This window comes from Paenalicyclobacillus ferrooxydans, from assembly GCF_001399675.1.
Classification (GTDB): Bacteria; Bacillota; Bacilli; order Alicyclobacillales; family Alicyclobacillaceae; genus Alicyclobacillus_B; species Alicyclobacillus_B ferrooxydans.
Map to the genome: position 1 here is coordinate 31,648 of NZ_LJCO01000020.1, position 24,936 is coordinate 56,583.

General features: G+C 52.6%; 25 protein-coding genes and 1 tRNA gene. 5 read left to right on the forward strand and 21 right to left on the reverse strand.

The features are described from left to right. Nucleotides 1-34 precede the first annotated feature (34 nt). Nucleotides 35-1,099: a YkvI family membrane protein gene (locus AN477_RS05095; protein ID WP_054968092.1), complete on the forward strand. Its 1,065-nt coding sequence runs from the start codon at nucleotides 35-37 to the stop codon at nucleotides 1,097-1,099. Nucleotides 1,100-1,154: 55 nt separating this feature from the next. Further along, the gene (locus AN477_RS05100) at nucleotides 1,155-2,000 is read left to right on the forward strand and encodes a YitT family protein (RefSeq protein WP_054968093.1); all 846 of its coding nucleotides are present in this window, start codon (nucleotides 1,155-1,157) and stop codon (nucleotides 1,998-2,000) included. A 173-nt stretch (nucleotides 2,001-2,173) separates the two neighbouring features. On the opposite strand, the gene AN477_RS05105 is transcribed toward AN477_RS05100, so the two are convergent. The 20 genes from AN477_RS05105 to AN477_RS05200 all read right to left on the reverse strand — a co-directional run bounded on the left by AN477_RS05105 (nucleotide 2,174) and on the right by AN477_RS05200 (nucleotide 22,389). Further along, on the reverse strand, nucleotides 2,174-2,935 hold the full coding sequence (locus tag AN477_RS05105; RefSeq protein ID WP_054968094.1) for a menaquinol-cytochrome c reductase cytochrome b/c subunit: 762 nt from the start codon (nucleotides 2,933-2,935) through the stop codon (nucleotides 2,174-2,176). Between the two features lie 84 nt (nucleotides 2,936-3,019). Further along, nucleotides 3,020-3,691 (reverse strand): menaquinol-cytochrome c reductase cytochrome b subunit, encoded by a 672-nt coding sequence (qcrB, locus tag AN477_RS05110; protein WP_054968095.1) that lies wholly within the window; start codon nucleotides 3,689-3,691, stop codon nucleotides 3,020-3,022. A gap of 219 nt (nucleotides 3,692-3,910) precedes the next feature. Continuing rightward, complete coding sequence (locus tag AN477_RS05115; protein WP_054968096.1) at nucleotides 3,911-4,510, reverse strand: hypothetical protein; 600 nt, start codon at nucleotides 4,508-4,510, stop codon at nucleotides 3,911-3,913. Between the two features lie 222 nt (nucleotides 4,511-4,732). Then, nucleotides 4,733-5,287: a YpiB family protein gene (locus AN477_RS05120; protein WP_054968097.1), complete on the reverse strand. Its 555-nt coding sequence runs from the start codon at nucleotides 5,285-5,287 to the stop codon at nucleotides 4,733-4,735. A gap of 179 nt (nucleotides 5,288-5,466) precedes the next feature. Further along, complete coding sequence (locus AN477_RS05125) at nucleotides 5,467-6,864, reverse strand: helicase-associated domain-containing protein (protein ID WP_054968098.1); 1,398 nt, start codon at nucleotides 6,862-6,864, stop codon at nucleotides 5,467-5,469. A 14-nt stretch (nucleotides 6,865-6,878) separates the two neighbouring features. Further along, on the reverse strand, nucleotides 6,879-8,522 hold the full coding sequence (locus AN477_RS05130; RefSeq protein WP_054968099.1) for a DNA repair helicase XPB: 1,644 nt from the start codon (nucleotides 8,520-8,522) through the stop codon (nucleotides 6,879-6,881). Nucleotides 8,523-8,820: 298 nt separating this feature from the next. Beyond that, nucleotides 8,821-9,681, reverse strand: coding sequence for a prephenate dehydrogenase (locus AN477_RS05135; RefSeq protein WP_054968100.1), 861 nt, complete (start codon nucleotides 9,679-9,681; stop codon nucleotides 8,821-8,823). Then, the gene (gene aroF, locus AN477_RS05140) at nucleotides 9,682-10,719 is read right to left on the reverse strand and encodes a 3-deoxy-7-phosphoheptulonate synthase (RefSeq protein WP_054968101.1); all 1,038 of its coding nucleotides are present in this window, start codon (nucleotides 10,717-10,719) and stop codon (nucleotides 9,682-9,684) included. Between the two features lie 18 nt (nucleotides 10,720-10,737). Then, a complete protein-coding gene (trpA, locus tag AN477_RS05145; RefSeq protein WP_054968102.1) occupies nucleotides 10,738-11,568 on the reverse strand; it encodes a tryptophan synthase subunit alpha in 831 nt (276 codons plus the stop codon). Next, on the reverse strand, nucleotides 11,555-12,769 hold the full coding sequence (gene trpB / locus AN477_RS05150; RefSeq protein ID WP_054968103.1) for a tryptophan synthase subunit beta: 1,215 nt from the start codon (nucleotides 12,767-12,769) through the stop codon (nucleotides 11,555-11,557). The genes trpA and trpB overlap by 14 nt, the downstream gene beginning before the upstream one ends. Next, nucleotides 12,741-13,433: a phosphoribosylanthranilate isomerase gene (locus AN477_RS05155; protein ID WP_054968104.1), complete on the reverse strand. Its 693-nt coding sequence runs from the start codon at nucleotides 13,431-13,433 to the stop codon at nucleotides 12,741-12,743. The genes trpB and AN477_RS05155 overlap by 29 nt, the downstream gene beginning before the upstream one ends. Beyond that, entirely contained in the window at nucleotides 13,433-14,242 is an 810-nt protein-coding gene (gene trpC / locus AN477_RS05160; protein ID WP_054968105.1) for an indole-3-glycerol phosphate synthase TrpC, read from the reverse strand. Before trpC ends, AN477_RS05155 begins: the two co-directional genes overlap by 1 nt. Beyond that, nucleotides 14,239-15,285 (reverse strand): anthranilate phosphoribosyltransferase, encoded by a 1,047-nt coding sequence (trpD, locus tag AN477_RS05165; RefSeq protein WP_054968106.1) that lies wholly within the window; start codon nucleotides 15,283-15,285, stop codon nucleotides 14,239-14,241. The genes trpC and trpD overlap by 4 nt, the downstream gene beginning before the upstream one ends. Nucleotides 15,286-15,560: 275 nt before the next feature. Beyond that, on the reverse strand, nucleotides 15,561-15,959 hold the full coding sequence (gene aroH / locus AN477_RS05170) for a chorismate mutase (RefSeq protein ID WP_054968107.1): 399 nt from the start codon (nucleotides 15,957-15,959) through the stop codon (nucleotides 15,561-15,563). Further along, entirely contained in the window at nucleotides 15,959-17,074 is a 1,116-nt protein-coding gene (gene aroB, locus AN477_RS05175) for a 3-dehydroquinate synthase (protein WP_054968108.1), read from the reverse strand. The genes aroH and aroB overlap by 1 nt, the downstream gene beginning before the upstream one ends. Continuing rightward, nucleotides 17,071-18,231, reverse strand: coding sequence for a chorismate synthase (gene aroC, locus AN477_RS05180; RefSeq protein WP_054968127.1), 1,161 nt, complete (start codon nucleotides 18,229-18,231; stop codon nucleotides 17,071-17,073). Before aroC ends, aroB begins: the two co-directional genes overlap by 4 nt. A gap of 36 nt (nucleotides 18,232-18,267) precedes the next feature. Next, nucleotides 18,268-19,257 (reverse strand): zinc-binding metallopeptidase family protein, encoded by a 990-nt coding sequence (locus AN477_RS05185; protein ID WP_054968109.1) that lies wholly within the window; start codon nucleotides 19,255-19,257, stop codon nucleotides 18,268-18,270. Then, a complete protein-coding gene (locus tag AN477_RS05190) occupies nucleotides 19,254-20,276 on the reverse strand; it encodes a M42 family metallopeptidase (RefSeq protein ID WP_054968110.1) in 1,023 nt (340 codons plus the stop codon). Before AN477_RS05190 ends, AN477_RS05185 begins: the two co-directional genes overlap by 4 nt. Then, on the reverse strand, nucleotides 20,267-21,331 hold the full coding sequence (locus tag AN477_RS05195) for a M42 family metallopeptidase (protein WP_211265958.1): 1,065 nt from the start codon (nucleotides 21,329-21,331) through the stop codon (nucleotides 20,267-20,269). Before AN477_RS05195 ends, AN477_RS05190 begins: the two co-directional genes overlap by 10 nt. After that, nucleotides 21,331-22,389 carry an RluA family pseudouridine synthase gene (locus tag AN477_RS05200; RefSeq protein ID WP_054968111.1) on the reverse strand — a complete coding sequence of 353 codons (1,059 nt, stop codon included), beginning with the start codon at nucleotides 22,387-22,389 and terminating at the stop codon, nucleotides 21,331-21,333. The genes AN477_RS05195 and AN477_RS05200 overlap by 1 nt, the downstream gene beginning before the upstream one ends. 152 nt (nucleotides 22,390-22,541) lie before the next feature. On the opposite strand from AN477_RS05200, the gene AN477_RS05205 reads away from it, so the two are divergent. The 3 genes from AN477_RS05205 to mscL all read left to right on the forward strand — a co-directional run bounded on the left by AN477_RS05205 (nucleotide 22,542) and on the right by mscL (nucleotide 23,976). Beyond that, nucleotides 22,542-22,617: transfer RNA gene (locus AN477_RS05205), tRNA-Gly, on the forward strand. Between the two features lie 289 nt (nucleotides 22,618-22,906). Continuing rightward, nucleotides 22,907-23,080 (forward strand): hypothetical protein, encoded by a 174-nt coding sequence (locus AN477_RS24300; RefSeq protein ID WP_157061822.1) that lies wholly within the window; start codon nucleotides 22,907-22,909, stop codon nucleotides 23,078-23,080. Nucleotides 23,081-23,559: 479 nt separating this feature from the next. After that, the gene (mscL, locus tag AN477_RS05210; protein WP_054968112.1) at nucleotides 23,560-23,976 is read left to right on the forward strand and encodes a large conductance mechanosensitive channel protein MscL; all 417 of its coding nucleotides are present in this window, start codon (nucleotides 23,560-23,562) and stop codon (nucleotides 23,974-23,976) included. Between the two features lie 9 nt (nucleotides 23,977-23,985). Here the strand turns inward: mscL and pheA are convergent, their stop codons facing one another. Then, nucleotides 23,986-24,876, reverse strand: coding sequence for a prephenate dehydratase (gene pheA, locus AN477_RS05215; RefSeq protein WP_054968113.1), 891 nt, complete (start codon nucleotides 24,874-24,876; stop codon nucleotides 23,986-23,988). Nucleotides 24,877-24,936: the final 60 nt, after the last annotated feature.

Genomic DNA, 24,936 nt, shown 5'->3' on the forward strand with positions numbered 1-24,936 from the left:
ACTTGGCCATATGTTCTAAATGGAGGGATGTTCTGTGACTGCAGGCAAACACCGATACTGGGTTTCGTTTCAAATCGGCTGTACGTATATCGGTACCGTAGTCGGTGCCGGATTTGCATCTGGACAAGAAGTGTTTCAATTTTTCGGACGGTTCGGGAACTGGGGATACTGCGCCATTTTGTTTACCACCTTTCTCTTTGCATGGCTCGGATACCGCTTGATGCAGCTCGGACACGACCTGAAGGCCAATACATACCGGCAAGTCAACGAGTATCTGTTTGGGCGGCGGGTTGGGGCTGTAATTGATGTTGTGATGATGGTCATGCTGTTTGGCGTGACGGTGGCGATGATTGCGGGGGCCGGTGAGCTGTTTCGCGAGCGTGCTCACCTTCCGTTTCAACTGGGTGCGCTTATCACCATGGCTGTTACGTTTGTTACCATTTTGCGGGGGATTAACGGTATCATGAGAGCCAACACCATCATCGTCCCAATTATGGTGAGCTTCGTCGTGTTTGCTGCATCCCATGCACTGTATACACATGGGGTTGTGGCCGTATGGGAGATTGGTCGTGCGGGTCAGCACAGCCACCCGATAGTGGCGGGTATCTCAGCGATTGTCTACTCCGCACTTAACATTGGCCTCGCAGCAGGTGTCCTGATTCCGCTGGGTGCAAGCGTCGAAGAGCGGGCAAACCTCCGCAGAGGGGCAGAAATCGGTGCATTTGGCCTCGGGCTGATGTTAGTAGCGGTGATGTTTACTCTGCTCGCCCACTATCCGAATGTTTTGTCCTTCGCGGTGCCGATGGGATACGTTGCATCACGACTTGGACCATCTGTTCAATGGCTGTTTGTGATTGTTTTATGGGGCGAAATCTACTCGACATTGGTTGGGAATGTCTTTGCCATCGGAACGCAGTTTGAAGATGGGCTGATGAGGCGCCGGGCACTCGTCTTTCTGGTCATCCTGTTGCTTGCCTATGCGGTCAGTCAAGTCGGGTTCACAAACATTGTCACTTACGCCTACACCATTTTTGGTTGGGTTTGCATGCTGTTGCTCATGGGACTCTTGTGGCCGAGGCAAAACTTGCTCCAGAAATAGTCCCTTCCGTATAATGAGGCGACATGGACGAATTGTGCGGAAATGGGGCCTCTAAATGTGGGTAAAAGTATGGAATTGGATGGCAATTGTCGTCGGTGCGTTCATCTACTCGATTGGGCTGAATGGGTTTTTAGTCGCCAACCATTTGGCTGAAGGCGGATTTGTGGGTATCTCTCTGCTTCTTTTATACAAAGCTGGGTGGCCGCTTGGGATTACTTTTTTGGTGCTCAACATCCCTGTATTGATTCCGGGGTGGTTGGTTTTCGGGTACAGGTTTATCCTCAAAACAGCAGTTGGAGTGATTGCAGTTTCTGTGTTCAGTTCGGTGACCAGTCACTTCCGGGTTCCAACGCACGATCCGTTGCTGGCTGCCCTCTACGCCGGCGTTGTGACTGGTTTTGGACTCGGCATTATCTTCCGCTCTGGAGCCACGACAGGCGGTTCAGACATCATCGCTCGCCTGCTTCGTCACTTCTTTAAATTCAGCATGGGTCGGACGCTGTTTGCCATAGATTTGTGCGTCATCACGCTCGTGGCAGTGATTGTCGGCCGTGAGACAGCGATGTACTCCTTGGTTGCATTGTTCGTTGCCAGTCGCGTTGTGGATTTCGTACTTGAAGGCGTTCAGTCAGGCCGGGCACTGACGATTATCTCGGACGAGCACGAAAAAATCGTTGCAGCCATCCACGACCAATTGGAGCGAGGAACAACCTTACTCAAGGCAAGCGGTGGTTACACCGGTTCCGAAAAACGCGTCATCTACTGTGTTGTGCCTCGAACAGAGGTGCCAAGGGTGCAGTCTATTGTCGCCCGGATAGATCCACGAGCATTTGTTGTTGTCAGCTCTGTCCACGAAGTACTGGGAGAAGGCTTTACCTACGACTCCCCGTCTACCCTGTAACAATCTCTGGACAATCATGCTCACCCAACTCTCGGCCATCTCCGTCATCAGGTCCGAGCCATCGATTCCTATCATCAGTCATAATAGAAGGAGCACACCCTCTTGAACGAGGATGTGCTCCTTTATGTTTGACCATGGGTTACCTTCCTGGCAACGAAACGTGGTCACATCAATCAGCCTGTCTGTTTTTCCAGCCAATCTACAACCTGTTGAACCTGAGCGTCCGAAGTCAATGTTCCGTTCTTCGGCATGCCACCCTGCGGGTTCTCAACAAAGTGTTTGAGTTGGGTTGCGTTCCAGTACTTGCTGATGGCGTAAATCGGAGGACCGAATCCACCTTCGCCCTTCTTGCCGTGACATGTTGCACACGTCTGTTCGAACAACGTGTACCCAGGCATGTTGGTATCCACCAACGTGATCTGCGACGGGGCCTTCTTAGGTACCTGCGGCAGACCGCTTGAAGCCTGCCCGCTTGCCGCAGCAACCTCTGCTTTGTGCTGAACAGCAGCTTCATTCGTAAGCCAAATCGTGAGGAAGGTCATCAGTACCATCGAGAGCGTCGCAAGCGGCCGCTTGTATGGGTGACGCTCTTTGCTGGTGTCCAACCACGGAGTGAAGATAAGCAACAGTGCCCCAATCATTGGGACCAAAACCGTACCAAAAACGATATCGGATCCAGGGTAGTATTTCAAAATCTGATATAGGAAAAGAAAATACCAATCCGGCACTGGAATAAATGATGTGTCATCTGGGTTCGCTTTGTCTCCAAGCACGACCGGATTAAAAACGACCCACAGCATAAAGCCGGTTAAAAATACGGCGCCAGCAATCCATTCTTTCAGGAGAAAGTTTGGAAAAAACGGTTCAGTGCCCGGGTTCTTTAAGAGATGATGCCGATATCTAGGCGTCCCGGGAATTCGTTCGCCACCAGACATAACTTACCTCCTTGCTCCGTACGGCTGGAGTGTCGCTGCGGATGAAAATATGCAGAGTTTGTGACCGCGCGCTCGCCGTCAGCTTTATAGCGGCCCGGCAATGTGCTGCGAGCGAATCATAATAAAGTGCAGCGCAAGCAGTACCAACAGCGCAGCAGGTAAGAAAAAGACGTGAATGGCGAAGAATCGCGCCAACGTTAAAGCCCCAACTGTGTGGCTGCCGAGCAACAATGTTTGGATGTACGGTCCGAGCAGTGGAATCGATCCAGCAATCTGACTGCCAACCGCGGTAGCCCAATATGCCTTCTGATCCCATGGCAACAGGTAGCCAGTGAAACCAAATGCGAGAACGACGAAAAAGATAAGTACGCCTACTACCCAGTTCATTTCTCGGGGTGCCTTGTATGCACCGGTAAAGAATACCCGCAGCATGTGTAAAAACATCATGATAATGACTAGACTGGCTCCCCAAAAGTGCATGCCGCGTACGACATTGCCGAGCAATACTTCATCCGTGATGTACTTGACACTGTACCAAGCGTTCGTGATATCCGGGGTGTAGTACATGGCGAGAAACATACCAGATAGAATCTGTGTCGTAATGACCAGGAAGGTTAATCCGCCAAAACAGTACACGAAAGCAGACATCTTCACCGCCGGATTGACGTGGGCCGGAACATCGTGATCGGCCACGTCGCGCCATAATGGCGTCACATTCAAGCGTTCATCGATCCAGTCATAAGCTTTTTTTAACATTCTTGTTGTATCACCTGCCCTCAGCGCTGACGTTTTGTGCCAAAAAAGAAACGGCGAGAAGTAACTCTGCGAAACCACACCGCCTCTGCATAAAGCGGGTTTTGCAACGGATTTAAGAGAGTTACAAGGCCTAGTCATTGACACGCTTTCATCTTAGACCTGCCTTATTTTCTGTGTCAAGCAACTTAAGAATCCGTAGTAGCTTTCACGGAACGCATGTCATGGTTTTGACGCAGGTTCTTCTTCTTGTAAAGCTCCCTCGGTCCATAAATCGAGTAGACGGCTCGTAATGGCGGCCTCCATCGCGTCAAACAATCGTTCGCCTTCATGCTCCATGGGCTTCATCACGTCATCTGGAAACCCTACCTGCAGAAACGCCTCGCTGGTCCGATAGCGCGGGCATGACACGGATAGATACATCAGTGCATCCACATATCGACTTTCAGGGACATGGCGTCGGAGCCACTGCCACCAATCGAACGCCAACCACTGGACCCCATGGTTCAAAATATTCACGGATTGGTCCGTCAATAACCTGTCTGTAACAATCAACCCGTAGTGCACTTGATACGGTAATCCGGATTGTAAAAGATCGAGATGTTCCGGGCGGATGGGGTTTACAAATGTCGTTTCCATCCCGCCTCGGGCTGTACAGCGACCTTGAAACCGTTGCCGGATGTGTTGCAAGAGTTCCTCTCCAATCAACTCACTTGCAGAGAGCGGTGTTGCAATATCGAGCGGCGTCGGATCAAACAGGTGCACTAGAACAGTGTCAATGTATCTGGATATGGACGCAAACTGATGTTCTGAGAGCAGCATCGGATCGATAGCGCAGACCCCCTATCAACAGCAACATGTGCGGAATCTAGGCAAAGTTAGCACAGGCGAAATCACTGGTCAATGCGCTTAGTGGATGGTTTTCGACGGTTGTTGACTCGGGACGGCTGGAAAAAGAAGCGCAATTCAAACGCACAGAAAGGGGCCCCATGACTGGATTAGGGCCCAAATGAGAAGTTCGTTGGAACGAAATGCATCGAGGTACTATATGTTTAGATTATCGAATTCAATCAGTCTCCTGCTCGCTGCGAAGAACGCTCCTTCATCGCGGCTGTCGAGTGCATCATCGACATCCTTCATCAACCGTGACCGTTCATAGGAATGAGTGAGTTGATCAATCAGCCATTCTGCCTGCATCGAAACCATTTCACGAACGGCAGGCTCAAGCTCTGATGAGGTTGTCTCTTCAAGAACGGCCGTGTATGCCGAACTGCTCGCCCGGTCTTTAAAGTAGAGTCCAATGTAGACATCGTCGTCAGGATGTTGGTACAGATCCAGAAAGGCTTGCTCCACGTCTGTGGAAACCGGCTTGTTCCGGCGGTAGTAGCGGAACGGAGCCACCTGAACACAGTTGGATGATACGACGATGACGCGCGGCAGATGCCTGAAATTCTCTACAAAATGCACTCGGCGCAAGACGTTTTCACGAGTCATGATGTAGCGCATGAGCATCTCGGCTTCGCGGCTTTGCAGTTGGTAATTGGCCAGGAACCATCGCAGAAAGTGTCGCTTCTCGGCAACATTAATCGTACCGCTCATAGCCGTCTCCTCCCTGACTGGCTGTCGCCAAATCGAATGTATTTCCCCTCGCGCCAAAGTCAAAAAATACTGAAACCAATTGTGATTGATCATATTCGAGCGACCTGGGAAGTTTTCCTGCCATAATCATTAGGAAAATTCGGTATTTTGTTTCTTTTCATCTCACCCCTCTTGCATCCTCAGCTTGACATGGTGTCTGTTGCGGTACCACTTGTGTCATGGAACTGGGACTCCCATTCCATCAGTGTCCGTTCGACGTTGCCTGGGATGGGTGTTTGACTGCAGGACTGCATGTACTGCAACCACTTCGTCACCGATTTCCCAACGCCGAGTGCATGTATGACACTGTCCCTTGTCAAACGATAGACTTGTAAAGGTCCACCTTGTTTGAGTTCTGACAGCGCAGCGATTTCTGCGATAATGGCAGGCTCGGCACTTGCGGCGAAGATTTCGAAGTTCGGCTGTACAATGACGACTCTCCGCGGGTCGGGTTGTGACTCGGATGCTGCTGCAACAGCTCCTTTTGTTAGCAATTGTTGACCAAGTTTTGTCGTTTGAAACCATAGCTTTTGGTTTTCATCTTCTCCGAGTCGAATGATACCCAGGTAACAGAGCATATTCAGGATTCTCAGTCTCCATACGCTCTCTCTTGTGTCGTAGTAGTATTCGCACACAAGTTCACCACAGGTATCAAGAAAACTGTCGGAAGCCAGCCACCGGTTTTGGGGCGCGAGTAACATCATGCGAACAATCTGCGGGAGCCGAGGGATTGGACGGCGATAGGAACTAATGTAAAACTGGACCAACGATTTCTGCCGCGCCGCTTGGGTTTGCATCTGCCACTCTTCCGCTCTGTCCGTCGTGCGCAAGAGCCCATCCCGGCCTTCTTCGATGAGATGGTTTGCGTAGGCGTAATCGTAGATGAGCGCAAACCGGTCTGGATAGTCGTAAAAGCGCCGACCATAGCCAAATCTCCATCCACCTTCAAGTGGAGTTTCGGAAACCTCAAAGATCTGGAGGATTCTCTCCAGGTGTCGCTTGTACATGCTCCCCCCCGTCGTCAACTGGACATCGTGGCGTGAGAGGTACTGCAGGAACAGATCGAGATCGCGTTGCAAGGCATAGTCAGCCTCTTGATACGTGAGCGGTCCCGAGTCGGACTGCTCCATGACAGCATAGAACACCTGAACGGTTTCTTCTTGCATGACCTCATGTATTTCCTTCGGCAGGCAGTATTGTAGTCTGCCAGACTCCCGTGTCGTCGGGAAGATAAAGCCGCGAATGACCCCATCGTCTACCCCAGGCCGACCATCACTCGAACTCCGTCGAAACATCCCTGTGAGCTCTTCTGCGGAGTATAATCCGCGCGTTTCCAGCCCAAGACGCAGGAATCCTTCCGGATTGCCTTCTTTCCATCGTTTCAGTTCATCCCGAAGGAATTTCTTCGACCGAAACAGGTACAGGAGTTCCTGCATCAATGCAAGCTTGGAGTGTCTCGAGCAGGTTAGTTCATACGTGTCGGCTATGGACCTCAGTGTCGCAATATCTGCGTTGCTGAGGCATTCGGCTAGGTTCATGGGAAATCATCCTCTCAGGCGGTGTGGTTTTCAGAGATGGACGGACCATCGACAACTTCGTAGTGATAGCCTTGTTCAACCAGAAACAGACTTCGGTGGCGAGACATTTCAGTTTCAACAGAATCGCTTGCGACAAGACTGTAGAAAACTCCCGGCCCCGAATCGGGACGAAGCAGTCGTCCGAGCCGCTGTGCTTCCTCCTGACGCGAACCGTACAGTCCTGATAACTGCACAATCACCGAGGCACAGGGTATGTCGACTGACATGTTCGCGACGCGGGACAGGACGAGCCGCCGAATCGCGCCGCTTCGAAACGCCGAAAATAAGCGTTCGCGTTCAGACAACGGTGTCTTTCCAGTGATAACCGGACAGTTTAGCAGTTGTGCGGCCTCATCCAGTTGCTCGAGATAGTGTCCGATGACGAGTATCGGATCCTTGGGATGGAGGTCCACTAAATCAGTAAGTGCACTCAACTTGGTACGGCTTTGTGCCGCAACCCGATGCCTGCTTTTTTTGTCTGCTTGCTCGTATTCCCCGCGCTCACTCTCCGACATCGAAACCCGTACCTCAACACAGCGAACGTGTGCCAAATACCCTTGACGTTCGAGCTCTTTCCACTCTGCTTCATAGCACTTTGGTCCAATCAGACTAAAAACATCCGTCTCGGCACCATCTTCACGCACTAGCGTTGCAGTCAGCCCCAGTCGCCGCGCGCTCTGCATATCCGCAGCAAGGCGAAACAATGGTGCTGGGAGCATGTGGACCTCATCGTAAATCACGAGTCCCCACGGATGGCTCGAGAGTGCCTCGAGATGGCGTCTCGTTCCAGACTGACTGGATGAGGCAACGCGCGGATACGTTGCAATGGTCACCGGCCCAAGGCGCCCCGTCTCGCGGTACACGGATACGTCTCCCGTGCAAATGGTTGTTTTTCCAAGTAGTTCTTGCCGCCACTGACTCCCGGCAGTATCCGACGGTGTCAAGATGAGTGTGTCTACAGCAAGTTCTACCATCGCAGCAATTCCAACCAGTGTTTTTCCAGCACCGCATGGCAATACGACGACCCCGCTCTGCCCTGTCTCGTCCGACAGAAAGCTCTCTACGGCTGCTTGCTGGTAGGGGCGCAATGAGACGCCTTCGTTCCATGCAAGTGATATCGCAGAAGCTTGTTGGTAACCAAGCTCGTCCACACAGGGGAAGCCTTTATGCGCAAGCGTCTGTTTGAGCGAGGCGCGAACAGCATGGGGAAAAACCCATCGCCAGGCTTTTGTCCGTTTGGCGGGTTTTGGCAAATCGCAAGATGCAACAATGGCATCCAGGTCCTCCTGTTCGGCCTGCAGTCGAAAGTGCGATTCATCATGTGCTACCAAACGGATTCGTCCCCAGCGTCCCATGTCGGAAACAATTCGCTCCTGGACATCAAATGGGATACCGTGGTCCGAGTGTGTGCGCAGGACATCAAGAACGGCACGAGGAGACCATCCTCGGGCTGCAGCTTGCCACAGCGTGAGACTGGTGATCCGGTACATGTGAAGCGGATCGGCGCGGAATACAAGATCTGAGAAGTGAAGCAGCTGTTCCCGCGTTTGCTCATAATGAGGAGCAAGGGAGTCAGCTACAATCGTGCCGTCTGATTGAACAACCAGTGTTGAAAGCATGCTGGATCCCTCACACATCGCTAGATTCAGGTCTGTCGTTGGTGCCTCTATTAATTCTCAGTATGAGTTAATTTCGCAAGGGGTATTCATCTTATGCAATAGAGAGATTGGCGAATTGTGGATCTGGTCGAGGAAAAAAAAGGGAACCTGTCAGAGACAGATTCCGAAGTGTTTTGCTAGGAGTGGAGAGAAATCAGACATAACACCCTTCAACATGAAGAATAACCGTTGATGGAAGCGCTGTCAAGACGAAATTTTCAGATTCTATAGACCGCAAAATGTCAAGTGCAACACGTCGTTACACTTGACGCTTTGTCCATCGGTCCTTCGCCTGTTTTGCCTGTTCCAGTATGCTTGCGAGTCCTTGTTCGTCTCTTTGGTGGAGTACCTTTTGAAGGACTTCGAGCGTTTCTTGTGCTCGCTCCAAGTAGGAGAGCACCGATTCTCGATTGGCCATCAGGGTTGGCACCCAAAACGCGTGGCCAGACGCACTGAGTCTTGTTACATCGCGAAACCCTGGTCCTGTGAACCCGGGCCACGTTTGACCGCCAGTCTCCTGAAGTCCCCCGTCCGCCGCCAGCATAGCTGCGACAGACATCAGATGGTTACCATGACTTACCGCCGCCATCGCTGCGTCATGTTCTGCTGCGTTGTCTGCCCATTCGATTTTTGCACTGAGACCAGCCAGCCATTCTGTCAGAAGTCCAGAGGTGTCCCAGTCCCGAAGCAGAATCCAGGGTTGCTGTTCAAACAGTGAACGGATGCCAGCCATCGGTCCCTGCCCCGCTGTTCCCGCCATGGGATGTGTTGGCACAAACGTATCTGTTAATCCTCTTTGCAAGGCTTCGTCGCAGATGGGGACTTTCACGCTGCATACATCCATCACCAATGCCGCATGCTCTGATGCGGGTACAAGTAGTGCGCAAGCTGCTTGGACTGGAATGGCCAAAACCGCCAAGTCGTATTGCTCGTTCGGGAGTTCTGCAAACACCTGGTGAAAGGTCTTGGTTTCAACTGCAAGGTCGCGGTGACGGCGTGAAGTATCCACGCCGTCCACCACCGTGTCGGGATAGTGATCTGTGATAGCGAGTGCCATCGAAGTCCCAATCAGACCACAACCAATGATCAGTACGCGTCTCGGATGCACAGGTGTTGTCATTTACGAGTGTCTCGACAGCGCTCCAGCAGTCTCCGGCTCCATGGCAGCTGAAATCCGGCGAATCTCAGACATCAGTTGCTCGAAGTTCTCCATCGTCAGCGACTGGTCGCCATCTGAGAGTGCTTCTTTCGGGTTTTGATGCACTTCGACAATGAGACCGTTGGCGCCTGCCGCGATTCCTGCCCTGGCCATCGCCGTAACATACCGCCAGTTGCCGACACCATGACTGGGGTCTACAAGCACGGGCAAATGTGACAAGTACTGCACAACGGGAACTGCATTCAGGTCAAGGGTGTTTCGGGTATATGTCTCAAACGTACGGATTCCGCGCTCACACAGAATGACATTCGGATTGCCGCCTGCAAGGACGTACTCTGCAGCCATCAACCATTCCTCAATGGTAGCGGACAGGCCACGTTTTAAAAGAACCGGTTTGGTTGAGCGGCCAACTGCTTTTAACAATGTGTAGTTCTGCATATTACGGGCACCAATCTGCAAAACGTCCACATACGATTCCATCATCGGCAACAGTTCGGCATCCATAATCTCGGTCACAACAGGCAGACCGGTTTCCTCTCTGGCCATCGCGAGGTATTTCAGCCCTTCCTCGCCGAGACCTTGGAAGGAGTACGGCGATGTCCGCGGCTTGAAAGCGCCGCCGCGTAACAATTGTCCACCGGCGCGTTTCACCATGTGCGCAGCCTCGATGATCTGCTCACGGGATTCGACGGAGCACGGACCCGCAATAACAACAGGGGCACCGCCGCCAATGATGCTGTTTCCGACTTGAACGAGCGTATCTTGTGGGTGGAATGCCCTGCTCGCGAGCTTGAACGGATTACTGACCACAACCACTTTTTCTACACCAGCAAGCGCTTCGAGCGGGAGTTCGCGGACACGGTCTTTTGGGCCAATGACACCAACAATCGTCTTTTCGGCACCCTCTGAAACGTGTGCGCTTAAGCCTTTACTCTCCAGTAGTTCCACGACGCCCTGCACCTCTTCCACGGTTGCTCCCTCTTTCATGACTACAATCACGTCTCCCCACTCCTTCTCTCATGATTTAGCACTTACGTCTGAAATTGCATCTGTCAATTCCTTCGTAAACTGGCTCACACCATCTATGGCAAGTGCGTATCTCTCTGTCTGGTCTGGCGCTTCGAGTGATTCTTCGATCCGCCGCACATAGGCGCTTCCAACAATGACACCATCTGCAAACCCTGCGATGAACCGAGCCTGAGGAGCACCGCTGACGCCGAACCCTACCGCAATGGGAAGACGAGTGTACGACCGGGCGAGCCTCACAAGATCCTGGACCCGCTCGGACATTTTCGCTCGCTCGCCTGTGACCCCGAGTGACGAGACGCAGTACACAAATCCTCTGGCTTCCTCACAGATTTTGGCGATCCGCTCCTCTGAACTCGTTGGCGCAACGAGCGGGATCAATTCAATGCCTTGTCGGTCAGCAACTTGCCGCACCAGTGCACTCTCTTCAAACGGGAGGTCCGGTATAATCACGCCGTCCGCCCCAGAACTCACTGCGTCGGCAAAGAAACGGTCGATGCCGTACTGCAGGAGTGGATTGAAATACGAGAAAAGTACGAGTCCCTTATCGGTGTCTCGGCGTAAGCGACTTGTCATCTCGAAAACGTGGGGAAACTGAAAGCCAGCGCGCAGGCTGCGCACTGCAGAGGCTTGAATCACAGGCCCATCTGCTAATGGATCAGAGTATGGGGCCCCTATCTCGACGATGTCGGCACCTGTCCTGAGGACTGTCCGAAACAACTCCAGAGAGGTGTCGAAATCGGGATCGCCCGTATTGAGAAACGGAATCAGTGCAGCAGCTCTGGCGGTTTGCCTCTCAAATGCAGATTTAATTCTCGTCATCGACGACCCCTCCTGTCATTCGCGCAATCTGCTCCACATCTTTATCTCCGCGACCCGATAGGCAGATGACCAGAGATTCATCCGGTGACATCTCACGTGCTGTCTTCTGTGCCTGTGCTACGGCATGTGCGCTTTCAAGTGCCGGAATAATTCCTTCTGTTTTCGACAGGAGATAAAACGCTTCAAGTGCTTCATCGTCCGTAATTGGCACGTATTGTGCCCGTCCGCTTGCATGGAGATAACTGTGCTCAGGTCCAATCCCCGGATAGTCGAGGCCTGCAGAAATGGAGTGCGCAGGTGTAACTTGCCCGAACTCATCTTGCAATAGGTACATCATGGATCCGTGCAGGACGCCAGGCGTGCCCTTTCCGATACTGGCTGCATGGAGTCCAGATTCCAACCCCTTACCAGCTGCCTCTACACCAATCAGGCGTACGGATTCGTCAGCCACAAACGGGTAGAACATTCCCATTGCATTGCTGCCACCACCAACGCACGCGATCACAGTGTGTGGCAATCGACCTTCCAAATCCAGCATCTGCTGTCTTGTTTCATCTCCAATAATCCTTTGAAAATCGCGCACAATCCGCGGATACGGATGCGGTCCAACAACAGAGCCGATGATGTAGTAGGTGTCTTCGACGTGCTCGACCCAGTGGCGGATGGCTTCGTTTGTTGCATCCTTCAAGGTTTTCGTCCCTGACGTAGCCGGCACAACCTCAGCGCCGAGCATACGCATGCGAAACACGTTCAAAGCTTGCCGTTCCATATCCTCTTCGCCCATAAAGACAGTGCACTCCAGCCCAAACCTCGCCGCCACCGTAGCCGTGGCAACCCCGTGTTGGCCTGCTCCCGTTTCCGCAATGACACGTTTTTTGCCCATGCGCATCGCGAGCAGCGCTTGACCGATGGTGTTGTTGATTTTATGTGCTCCTGTGTGATTCAGGTCTTCCCGTTTGAGATACACCTTGGCCCCGCCGACATGCTCGGTGAACCGCTCGGCGAAGTAGAGCGGCGTTGGTCGTCCAGAGTAGCTTTTCAGGTAGTAGGCCAGTTCATCTTGAAACGACTTGTTGGCGGTGAAACGTTCATATGCCTGTTCGAGTTCGGCCAATGCAGACATTAAAGTCTCCGGTACATAACGGCCTCCAAAATCTCCAAATCGCCCATTCTTATCGGGCAGCTGTGTGGTTGTTTTCATAGTGCCTCACCGCCTCACGCATAGCTTCTATTTGTTGGTTGGATTTGCGCCCGTTTTCCTCTACGCCAGAAGAGACGTCGAGACCGAACGGCTGATAGGTGTCAAGTAATGTCGCTGCGTTGTCCGGGCGGATTCCACCAGCAACCCAGATGGGAACTACAAGATTAGACTTCATCTGTTCATTGAGCTCTGAAAGCTTGGACCAATCAAATGAGACGCCGTGTCCCCCTGTGACTGACTTGCCAGCGTCCTTCGGCGGCGCCGCATCGAGCAGAATGGCATCCACGTGAGGTGCATAAGTCTCTATGGTCTGGACAAGACCGTCTGTGTTTTCTTCTCTGTGGACAGATAGGGATTTCCACACAGTCCAGCCCATGTCTTTCAGGGTCTCGCAAGTTTCTATCGATTCATTTCCATGTAACTGTATCACGTCGAGCCTAGCAGTTCGTGCGGTATCGATCACGCGCTCGAGCAGTTCGTTCACGAATACACCGACTTTTTTGCAACTGTCATCGATATGTTTTCCCATCTCTGCGGCGTCCGCCGCTGTGACACAACGCCTGCTCTCTGGGACAAAAATGAATCCGACATGTGTAATTTCAGGGTGCCGGGTGAATGACAGGTCATCACCCGGTCGCATCCCGCAAATCTTCAACTGTACCATCAGCTTTCCCCAATACCAACATGTGACTTTGCAACTTGAAGGCTTTGGAGTGCCTCCGCAATCGAGTTCCCTGTGCCGGCCCTCATCAGCGATTCTCCGACGAGGATTCCGGAAGCACCGCAGGCGGCCATCCGCATTGCATCCGCCGCACCGCCTATTCCGCTTTCTGCAAGTGTAGGAATCCCTGCCGGGACTAGGGGTATGAGGTGTTCTGACGTCTCAAGTCGGACTTCAAAGGTGGTCAGGTCACGGTTGTTTACCCCAATCACGGACGCATCTGCAGCGAGTGCTGCGTCAAGCTCGGCTTCCGAGTGGATCTCAATCAGTACATCCATGCCAAGACCTCTAGTGTACGTCGACAGCTCACGCAGCCTCGATGGTGAGAGAGCTGCACAGATGAGTAAGAGTGCATCTGCTCCCGCGTGATACGCTTCGTCCACTTGAACCTCGTCAATAATGAAGTCCTTGCGCAGCACCGGTATCGTTACAGACTGTCGAACACGCTCTAAAATCTCAGTAGAACCCATAAAGTACTGTGCGTCCGTCAACACAGAGATGCAAGAGGCCCCTGCACGTTCGTACGTAAGTCCAGTTTCCACCGGTTGAAAGTTCGGCTGGATAAGTCCCTTCGACGGGCTTGCTTTCTTAACCTCCGCCACAACTGCAAGCGTTTTTGCGGATTGTATCTGGGTCGCGAAACCGCTTGGCGGCAGCGCCCGTTGGGCAGTTATCTGCGGGACCCGGTCTTTTAACACGGCGATCTCGTTTCGTTTTGTTGCCAGAATGCGTTCCAGAAAGTTTGAGCTCATTGGGCTACCTCTGCTTCTTCATGGTGGACTGCGTGTGTTGTGCGAACAAAGGAGTCAAGTTGTCTAAGGACACGCCCCGAATCAATGGCCTGCCCGGACAGCGCGACGCCTTCTCGAATGCTTTCGGCCTTTCCGCCCACGTACAAGACTGCGCCCGCGTTCAAGAGTACGATGTCTCGCTTCGGACCAGGTGAACCTGCAAATACCTCACGCAGGATTTGCGCGTTCTGTTCGGCATTTCCGCCCACGACTTCTGAGATGGGCGCCCGCCGTAAACCGACATCTTCGGGTGTGATCTCAGTGATGCGCACCTGGCCGTCTCTGACTTCAGCAATTTTGGTCGCACCCTGAATCGAGAGTTCATCGATACCGCCGCTGCCATGTACGACGAGGGCGTGTTTGGTTCCGAGCGCGCCGAGGGCCTCCGCGACTTTATCCACGAGCTCGGGCCGATAAACCCCGAGAACCTGTTTGGTGGCACCAGCGGGGTTGGTGAGCGGTCCAAGGATATTGAAGATGGTTCGGAAACCAAGCTGTTTGCGAGGCTCCGCGGCGTGTTTCATTGCGGGATGAAAGGTCTGGGCGAACAGGAAGCACAGGTTTGTTTGATTGAGGCAAGCGACCGCTTCCATGTCATCAAGGTCAATGCGGGCTCCAAGAGCTGACAAAATGTCAGCGCTGCCGCTCTTACTCGAGACTGCACGGTTGCCGTGTTTTGCAATGGGGACTGAAACAGCAGATGCCACTAGAGCGGCTGCAGTTGAAATATTAAAGGTGTTGGCTCCGTCACCGCCGGTGCCGCACGTATCCACCACGTCAAGTCCCGTGTCCACACGGAGACTGTTGGCACGCATGGCCCTCGCAAATCCGATAATTTCCTCAACGGACTCCCCGCGTACAGCCATTGCCGCTAACAGACCTGCAGTCTGTACAGCGGAGATTTCGCCAGCCATCAGGCGGTTCATAAAGGATTCTGCGGTTTCGACGGAGAGGGTTTCTCCACGAGATACCTGGTGCAATACATCTGAAACAAAACTCTGCATCATCAATCTCTCCTCTCGGCTCACTCTGAGTCGAGGGGTTGACGGCCAACCACCGATAAACAAAAATATCCACAGCATTGGAAAAATATCCAACGTGCGGATGGTGGCAATCCAGTAACACACATTACGGACCAGGCCCGTCTCCGCTCAACTCAGCTCAACATCTGACGATTCTCGGTGTTTCTGCTCTAAAACTCGGCTCAACTTCGGTACTAGTGCAACACGTACTGTACAATCTAACTTATGGTCGATGATAAGGGTTGTGCATCATTTCGTCAACCCTTATCCGAGCCTGTGCTTTGTGTTTGCCGTTCCACGACGTCAGGTCGAAGTGCCACTGCTTCTCTCAGATAGACGTGGATGAGTTCCTTTTGTGACCGAGTGGTATTGGCGTGAATTAACACGCGTACACAGTGCTTCATGGCGTTTTCGATACTCAGTTCCGGCGCACACATCAGAGGCACCCATTGCCATCCTGGCAAACTCCGTACCGCCTTGGCTGGAAAGTCAGCATTCAGGTCTTGGGTCATCGTGAGGAACACGCTCGCGACGTTATCGATATCGATGTCGTTTTGACGCACAATCTCTCTCATTAGTTCTTGCGTCGCTTCAAAAATGGCCTCGGCAGAGTTCTCGTTGACAGTTGTGGCTCCTCTGATTCCCCGAACTTTCATCACTCGACTCCACCCTCTCTCCAAATGTTCGTCGCTTCCCATGCCCGTATCACGTCTTCACGGGAGACGTCACGAACGACGCGAACATCGCCAATCCCGAAGGGAACCGCAAACGTCCACGATTGCCTCTGATGTTTCTTGTCTAGATTCATGATTTCAAGGATTGGTGAGATCGGCTGATCCGGTCGACCGGTCGGCAGTCCGTGGAGACATAACGCTTGGATGATCAGATCTCTATCGGAACTCGATAACCATCCTTTGTTCACGGCCAACTCAGCTTCCACAATCAGCCCCATTGCGACCGCTTCACCGTGGTGAATAGAGTAATCCGACTTCTGCTCAATCGCGTGCCCGACAGTGTGGCCAACATTGAGGAGCATACGAAGACCAGACTCTTGCTCGTCTTGTTCAACAATCTGTATCTTGACTCTGGCAGCTCTAGCGACGAGTTCTGCAGTACGCTCTGGCCCAGGGTAATCGCTTGCTGGTTGTGAAAGTAAGTCGTGGAACAACGCGGGATCCCCGATGACTGCGTGTTTAATCAGTTCGGAGAGTCCACCCGTCCACTCACGCGAAGGCAACGTGGAAAGGACTGAGGTGTCATAGAGGACCAAGATCGGCTGATGAAATGCACCGACCAGGTTCTTCCCCTCCGCCAGGTTGACACCTACCTTCCCACCAATGCTGCTGTCGTGCGCGAGCAGCGTCGTGGGAACCTGAATAAACCTTATCCCACGCAAGTAGGTCGCAGCTACGAAACCGGCAAGATCGCCCACCATCCCACCGCCAACCGCCATCACGACGTCGGATCGCCGGATGTGCATCTGCAGCATAGTCCGATAGAGCTGCTCTGCAGTTGCAAGAGACTTGCTGGCGTCGCCCGCCGCTGCGACAGCCAGGTAGACGGTGTACCCGGCTGACTCCAAGCGCGCTTTCAGTTCCTGTGGATAATCCGTCTCGATGACGTTTTGATCCGTGATTATAAAGATGGCCGTCTCAGGCGTTACCCCGCACTGGGCCAAAAATGCTGTGAGCTCTTCGCGGGCTGCCGGACCAATGACAAAGGGATAGGTCTTTGAGGCTGTTTTGACTTCAATGACCGTGCTTCCACTCATCGTTTGTTCACCCTGTCTTGATAGAGCAAAATCCGCTCTTCAATCTGCTCCACAGAATCTCCGCCGAACTTTTCGAGGAGTGCGTCGGCAATGATCCAAGCGACGACATTCTCACCGACAACCGAGGCTGCAGGTACTGCGCAGTAGTCAGACCGCTCCACACTGGCCGGTTCAAGGGCCTTTGTTTCCATGTTGACACTGGAAAGTGGCTTATAAAGTGTTGAAATGGGCTTCATGGCGGCGCGAATGACAATCGGCTGTCCGTTCGTCACACCGCCTTCCAGCCCGCCTGCACCGTTGGAAGGACGCGTGTATTGCCCGTTCTCATAATGGATGGGATCGTGTACCTCAGACCCGAACCTGCGAGCTGCTTCAAAACCAAGTCCAATCTCCACACCTTTGATGGCCTGAATGCTCATCAGGGCTCCAGCTAACCGCCCGTCAAGTTTTCGGTCTGGGTGGACATAACTGCCGAGGCCGATGGGACATCCGACAACCACCACTTCGAAGACACCCCCAACGGTGTCTCCACACTCTTTGGCTTCGTCAATTTTTTGCTTCATACGGACGGCGGCATCAGGGTCAGCAGCGCGTACGTCTGATGTCTCAGTCGCTTGCACCCACTCATCCCAGTCTCGCGGTACGCGGTCGTCAGCCACAGCTTCGCCGCCAATCTCCACCACATGGGCGTGCAACCGGATGCCAAAGTGCAGAAGCAGCTGCTTTGCGAGGGCTCCCGCTGCAACCATTGTCGCTGTGTTCCGGGCACTCGCCCGCTCAAGCACGTTGCGCACATCTTCGTGGTCGTACTTAATCGCCCCAGCGAGATCGGCATGACCGGGTCGCGGTCGCACGACATGCTTGTTGTTCTCCGGCTCTTCATCCCACACCGACATCCGATCTGTCCAGTGCGCAAAATCCCGGTTCACGACATGCATGGTAATCGGAGAGCCGAGTGTTTTTCCGAATCGGAGTCCACTCGTCACTTCAACCGTATCGGTTTCAATTTTTTGTCGATAGCCTCGGCCATACCCCATCTGTCTTTGGCGCAACGCCGCATCAATGGCTGACCGAGACACCTTCAGATTGCTTGGAAATCCCTCGATAACGATGGTCAACTGTGGACCATGAGATTCCCCGCTGGACAGATACCTCAACACGGCCATGCCTCCCCCTGTATTGATCCTTCGTGATTACTGCCCAAAACTGCGGACTGCTTCCAAAACCAAGTCGAGCGCCGCTTTGGCATCGCGGAGGTCAACGACGGTTGAAGTACGTCCTGTGTATCTTGCAGGATACGATACCCCGCCTACGAGGATCCCGTCAACAGATAACTGAATATTTCCTGCATCGGATCGACCTTTCGTCCAAACTTCATATTGAATCTGCACGCCCGCCCGCTCTGCACTCTCTATCAAATGGTCCTTCACGGCGATGGGCACAATCGTGGAACTGTCCATGATTTTCACGGCTGGACCAGCACCGAGTTGAATATCGTTTCGCGATGCTTCTGGCGTGTCACCTGCTGGTGTTGCATCAATCACAATGGCAAAGTCGGGTTCAAGTTGGTACGCGGCGGTTTTTGCCCCCCGTGCCCCGACTGCATTTTGCGCGGTGAAGACGACGGACACGTTCAAGCCCTTCTGTGCTGCCTCGCGAAATGCTTCAATGGCGATTGCGCATCCGACACGGTTATCAAGGGCTCGACCCGTGAGCAGATGGTCTGTCAATGAGACAACTGGCTCAACAACAACCCCGGACAGTCCAATGTGAACCCGCTTTTGTGCTTCCTCTTTCGTGGCAGCCCCGATGTCGATGTACAGGTGATCAAGCGTCAGGTCTTGCACTTTTACATCGTCTTCAGCACCAACGACGCCAATCTCGTCGTTCGTGAAGCGAACACTGCGACCTACGAGCAGACTCGGTGTTTGCTCGCCAATTCCAATGATGCGCAGAAATCCATGGTCATCGATATCAATCACCATGACACCTTGTTCGTCCGCATGTGCTGCGAGAACAATGTGCGGGCCATCGCCGTGTTTCCGTGCGATCCCGTTTCCGAGCCGGTCAATCTTCACTTCATCCGCCAGGTCCTTAACGTAGCTTAGCAAGGTTTCCTGGAACTGCCGTTCCGAACCGGACGGAGCAACGGCTTGTGCGAGTTGGGTAATCAGGTCTTTCATATTGTGAATCCTCCCTCCGAGATAGCCCGAACAATAGCTTCTGTCAACAAAATGGCGTTTTGATAGTCTTCGAGCGAGATGATCTGTGCAGGCGCGTGAATATAGCGAACCGGGACGGAGATTCCCCCGCCGATGACGCCGTCTCTCGTCTTGTGAATGGCCCCGAAGTCGTTGGAGCCGCCTTTGACTCGTCGCAGTTGATAGGGAATGTTGTGCTTCTCTGCTACCGAGATCATAAACTCGAGGAATGCGCGGTCGGCGATGGTCTGACTATCTTGTACGGTGAGTGCTGGTCCGCCGCCAAGAACGGTGGATTGGCCGTGTGACGGAGCTCCGACGACGTCAAAACAAACCGTCCCCTCAAGCGCTATCGCAATGTCCGGCTGAACACGGTAGCCCGCTGCCGTTGCTCCTCGAAGGCCCACTTCCTCTTGCACGGTAAACGCCCCGACGAGCGGCACCTGAAACTGTTTTTTCAATGTTTCAATGAGGATGGCGCAACCGACTCTATCGTCAAACGATTTGGCTTTTGCGCAGTTGTCACCCAACTCTTCGTACCGGGTTGCAAACACACACACATCCCCAAGCTTGACGACCTGTTCGGCATCCTTCTTGTCTTTTGCGCCGATATCAATGTACAACTGGTTGATGCCGAGTGGTTTGGTCCGTTCGTCTGGGGATTGCAGGTGGATAGGCTTTGCCCCAATGACCCCAAAGCGCTTTTCGGTGCCAATTTGTACGGGCTTCGACACGAGTACGCGCGGGTCAATACCGCCAATCGGCTTGAAACGAAGCAGTCCATTCTCCTCAATATGTACAATCATGAGTCCGACTTCATCCATATGTGCGTCCAGCATGATGCGAGGTCCGGTCTGGACCGTGTTCTCGCAATAGAGCGAACCGAGCACATCCGTGTACATCTTGGCAACGTGAGGTGACACTTCTTCACGGATCAGATTACGGATCTCATCTTCAAACCCAGAGGGGCCCATCGCTTCCGTCAAAGTCTTTAATAGCATGACAGTCCCTCCACATCTTCTGTTGTGATACTCGCAATGTAATGGGCGAGCAGGCGTCCGCAGGAGACGATATCATCGTATGAACCGGTTTCCACAGAACAATGCATGTATCGAATGGCGATCCCGATGACACCGGTCGCCAGTCCGCGGCGAGCAATCTGGAATGCGGCCCCGTCCGTGCCGGTCGGCCCCTGTGACAGCTCGAGTTGATATGGAATGCCGTTCTTGTCCGCCGTATCCCGCAAGCCGCGAAACACTTTTGGGTGAATGTTTGGACCGAACGAAACCGCTGGGCCAGCGCCAAGTTTGAAGCTTTCGTCCGGATCTTGCCCTGGCATGTCAGCAAAGGTCACGTCAATGGCAATGGCGATGTCAGGGTTGACCCCGTATGCAGCCGTTGCCGCGCCACGCATGCCAACCTCTTCTTGTACAGACGCAACAGCGATGACATCCGCCTGGTGCTTGAGTCCCTGCAGGTATTTCAGGGTTTCCAGAATGATAGCAATGCTTGTACGGTTGTCGAGAGCCTTGCCGCTGACACGATGATTTAAGAGCTCCATTGTCTCCCGGTGCAAGGTCACACGGTCGCCAACCCGCACCAGACTGCGAACCCGTTCCTCGGCCATGGCGACATCAATATACAAGTCTTCGAGCGGAGCAGCCTTTTTTCGTTCTTCTGGTGAGGTGAGGTGAGGCGGTTTAGAACCAATGACCCCGCGCAGGGTCTCCCGACTATGTACAACCACCTCTTGGCCAACCAGGGTTCTCGGGTCAAACCCTCCGGACTGTGCAACGCGTAAAAAGCCACCCGCTTCGATTTTCGTGACAACGAGTGCGATTTCATCCATGTGGGCAGAGAGCATGATACTTGGAGCTGATTTTCCACCAAAGCCATGAACTGTTGCAATGACATTCCCGAGCGTGTCCGTGCGTATTTCGCTTGTATATTCCGAAAACGCCGTGCGGACTTTACTCGCCACGGCTTCTTCGAAACCTGGACCACCATGTCCGGACAGCAGATGAAGCAGTGTTTCTTTGTGATTTTCCCTTTCCACTATGTCAACTCCTCTCGCGTATCTATGTTAGCAAAGATTTCGGTCTCGAGGAATGCAGTTCGCAGTCGCTCGTTGATCCGTTCTGTGTCCCCGCCCCGTCGAGCCCATTCATTCTGAAAGTCCTGCGGTAAATCCGCAAAGATGCGGTGTTCCGTCCGGGTTACAGGGTGTACAAACCACATGCCAAGCGCGTGCAATGCCTGTCTTGTGATTTCCTTCGAAGGATTTGTCACCAATAAATTTGCTCTTGAAGTCGTCTTAGCCTGCTCGCTTGTGCCTGCTCGTCGGCCGTAGACCGGATCGCCAACCAAAGGTTGTCCAATCGATGTAAAGTGCAATCGAATCTGGTGTGTTCGACCGGTTTCAAGGACGATAATCGCAAGCCCCACCCCGTTCTGCACTTCAAGCATCCGGTAATGTGTAATGGCACGCTGCCCGCTTGCAGAGATAATTCGCCTTGACGGGGCGTTTGGGTCTTGTGCTATGGGTAAATCAATCGTTTCCCAGTCTTGATCCTCACTGGCGTCTTCTGACGTGTAAACCAGTGCTGCATAGACGCGGTGGATCTCTCCCATTTGCAACGATTCGTCATACAGGTGATGAAAATGACCGTGTTTGGCCAACAGAACAAGACCCGAGGTTTCGCGATCGAGCCGATGCACGCAGTGCGGCACCTGGGGGAAAATGTGAGCATACGCAGCAGACAACAAAGAGCCTTCCCGCTCGCGTGCCGTCGGGTGCGTGAGCATGCCGGGTGGTTTATTTACGATCATCGACTCGCGATCCTCGTAGCGGACGTCGAGCGGCACTGGCTCTGGAGAGAGATTCGTCTCTTCAACAGGCAACATAACATTTATTATGTCCCCTTGTTGCACGCGTGAGCTCAAGTAGGCAGTCTGATCATTGGACTGGATTTGGTTGTTGGCAACCAGTTGTCGCAGCATTCGCCGTGACAGATGCAAATGTTGTTGGACAACCGAACGGACTGTACGCCCTTCCAAATCTGCACCAACGGGGATTTCATAAGCTATGGTTCGCCCTGCATCGTGACTGGACAAGTTGCTCTCCTCCTATCCTCGTATCATAACAGAAGACAGTTAGAGAAGGCATGCGATGGACCTTGCTATACATCGGAAGATGCAGTATTATCAAAGTCATAAAAGGTTGTCAGGTATCGTTGTCACCTTGCGGCGAATTTGAACACCATCGCGCGGATGTAGTTCAATTGGCAGAGCGTCAGCTTCCCAAGCTGAATGTTGCGGGTTCGAGCCCCGTCATCCGCTCCATCGTTTGTAGAACCCCGGTCTTCTGACCGGGGTTTTGTTTGTTGGTTCATTTTCGACTGTCAAACATTTTTTTCAAGTCGTCAAACTTGGCACAGCCTGGCGTCTTGTACTATCTCACTTTTCTATCATGTTTGCTATAAAGTTGATAGGATCATCCTCTTCGGGAGTTTTTACACCCGCTGTTCGAGATGCATGCCTAATGCGTTAAAACATGGTACAATTTCGAGGTGTAGCGTTCTTTTTTAGGGACGCTCATAAATACAAAAATGCGAATGGAGGTTGCCTGGCGATGCAGTTGGGAAAGTTGCTTTTCTCTGCGCTCGTTGTCGTTGTAGGGTTTCTGATGATTGTCTTATTTGCGCAGGCACTGGTGCAGTTTCTCGGTATCATCGTCATCGTACTTGGCATTGGCGCAGCAGTGTTCACGGACATGCAAAAGCCGTCCGCGCCAACGCATCACTGAGTTTGGCAAATTGAGTTTTTTTCTGATTCGAATCTCTATTGTCATGGGTTCAAAACTGTTTATGGGTTCAAAAACCTGTCAAACTGCACTCATTCATTTTATTGCAAAAAGCCCAGGGCGTTCAAGCCTGGGCTTTTTCGTCCGATGGGTTGTACGAAGATGTTTATGAAATAAATCATTGCCATGCAGATACTTTTAGTGGTTCCCCTTCCACATCCACAGACCCCAACTCGCAAAGACAACGAGTAAAATCAGTGTTGGTAACCACAAGTAAATGGGTGCAGCCACGACGTATCCCTCCCCTGCCTTCCACTTCTAGTATATGTACTTTCACCTATTGCTTCAATCTCTCGGGAATTCGGATTTGTCGGACAAACTCACATATTGGTGTACTCTCGTCCACGGCAGATTGCATATGCTCCTATGAATGGGTTGTTTGTGTATCCTGCAGCCGCATGTCAAAGTGAGGCGAATCTTCCATGCTGGACAACTTTAAAAAGTTCATCGTGAGCAGCAATGTTCTCGATTGGGCCATCGGTATCGTCGTCGGCACGGCGTTCGGGAAGATTGTGTATTCGTTTATCAACGACATTGTCATGCCGCCCATTGGTTTACTTCTCGGCAAGGTTGATTTTCGCGACCTGTTTATCAACCTCACTCACACGCACTACGCTTCCCTTCCTCAAGCACGGCAAGCTGGTGCGCCAACTATCAACTACGGAATCTTTTTGTCTACGATTGTAGACTTTCTCGTAGTGGCCTTTGTGGTCTACATCACGGTGACTCAGATGACAAAGTGGTACTCCGAGCCCACGAAGGAATGTCCCTATTGTACGTCTCAGATTCCCGTTCGAGCTGTGCGTTGCCCAAAGTGCACATCGCGGCTCGATGTCTAGTTCTTCGGTTCATGAGGAAACGACCGAGCGTTCATAGCTTCCAAGCACTCGTGTCCCGTGTCCATACGCTTCAAGCACCGAAATCGCGGTCTGCAAGGAATCGTTTTCTGTTCCCGTTTGAATTTCAACGAAAAACTGATATGTGCCGAGGCGTAGCCGCGTTGGTCTCGACTCAATCCAGCACAGGTTAAGTCCCAGGGTTGCAAACACGTTCAGAATACTTGCAAGGACGCCTGGAAAGTTTCCGTAAGGGATGACGACAAGCATTGTTTTTTTGTCTTGTTGAGCAAAACGGCTCGCTTCGTGTGTCGCATTTTTCTCGGTAGGTGCAACACCGGGTAAAGCAGCTTCTGTCCGGTTGATGCGTACGACAGCGAATCGAGTCCAGTTTTCCGATACATCAGCGATATCGGATTGAACCACGCTTAAACCGTGCTCGGTGGCTGCTGACTTTGGTCCAATCACGGCTACGTCTGTTCTCTGCTGTTTGGCAAGCTCTGCTGCCGCCGCTGCAGTACTGTCAAATTGCACTTCACACAGGCCTCGGTCGAGAATGAAAGCGCGGCACTGAGCCAGTGCCTGTGGATGAGACCAGACTTCCGTAACTTGGTCTGTGCGAGTTTGTTCGGTAACCATGAGATGTTGCTCGATGCGCAGCAGGACTTCTTCCACAATCTCTAATCGCGGATGGCTGAGCAAACCGTCAATCGTTACGTGGACGGTTCCTTGAATCGAATTCTCCATTGGAACGACACCCGCGGAAACATGTCCTTGTGCGACGGCTTCCAGCACTGCTGGAATCGATGCCATCGGTTGGAAGGTCTCAGGGCTCAAATCGGCAAACGCGTTTTTGGCTGCAGTTTCTGTAAAGGTTCCAGCCGGGCCAAGGAATGCAATCATCACTACACCTCACCGTCGTCTCGAAGAATAAAAACCTGCAAGGCACCTGGGACCAAGAAC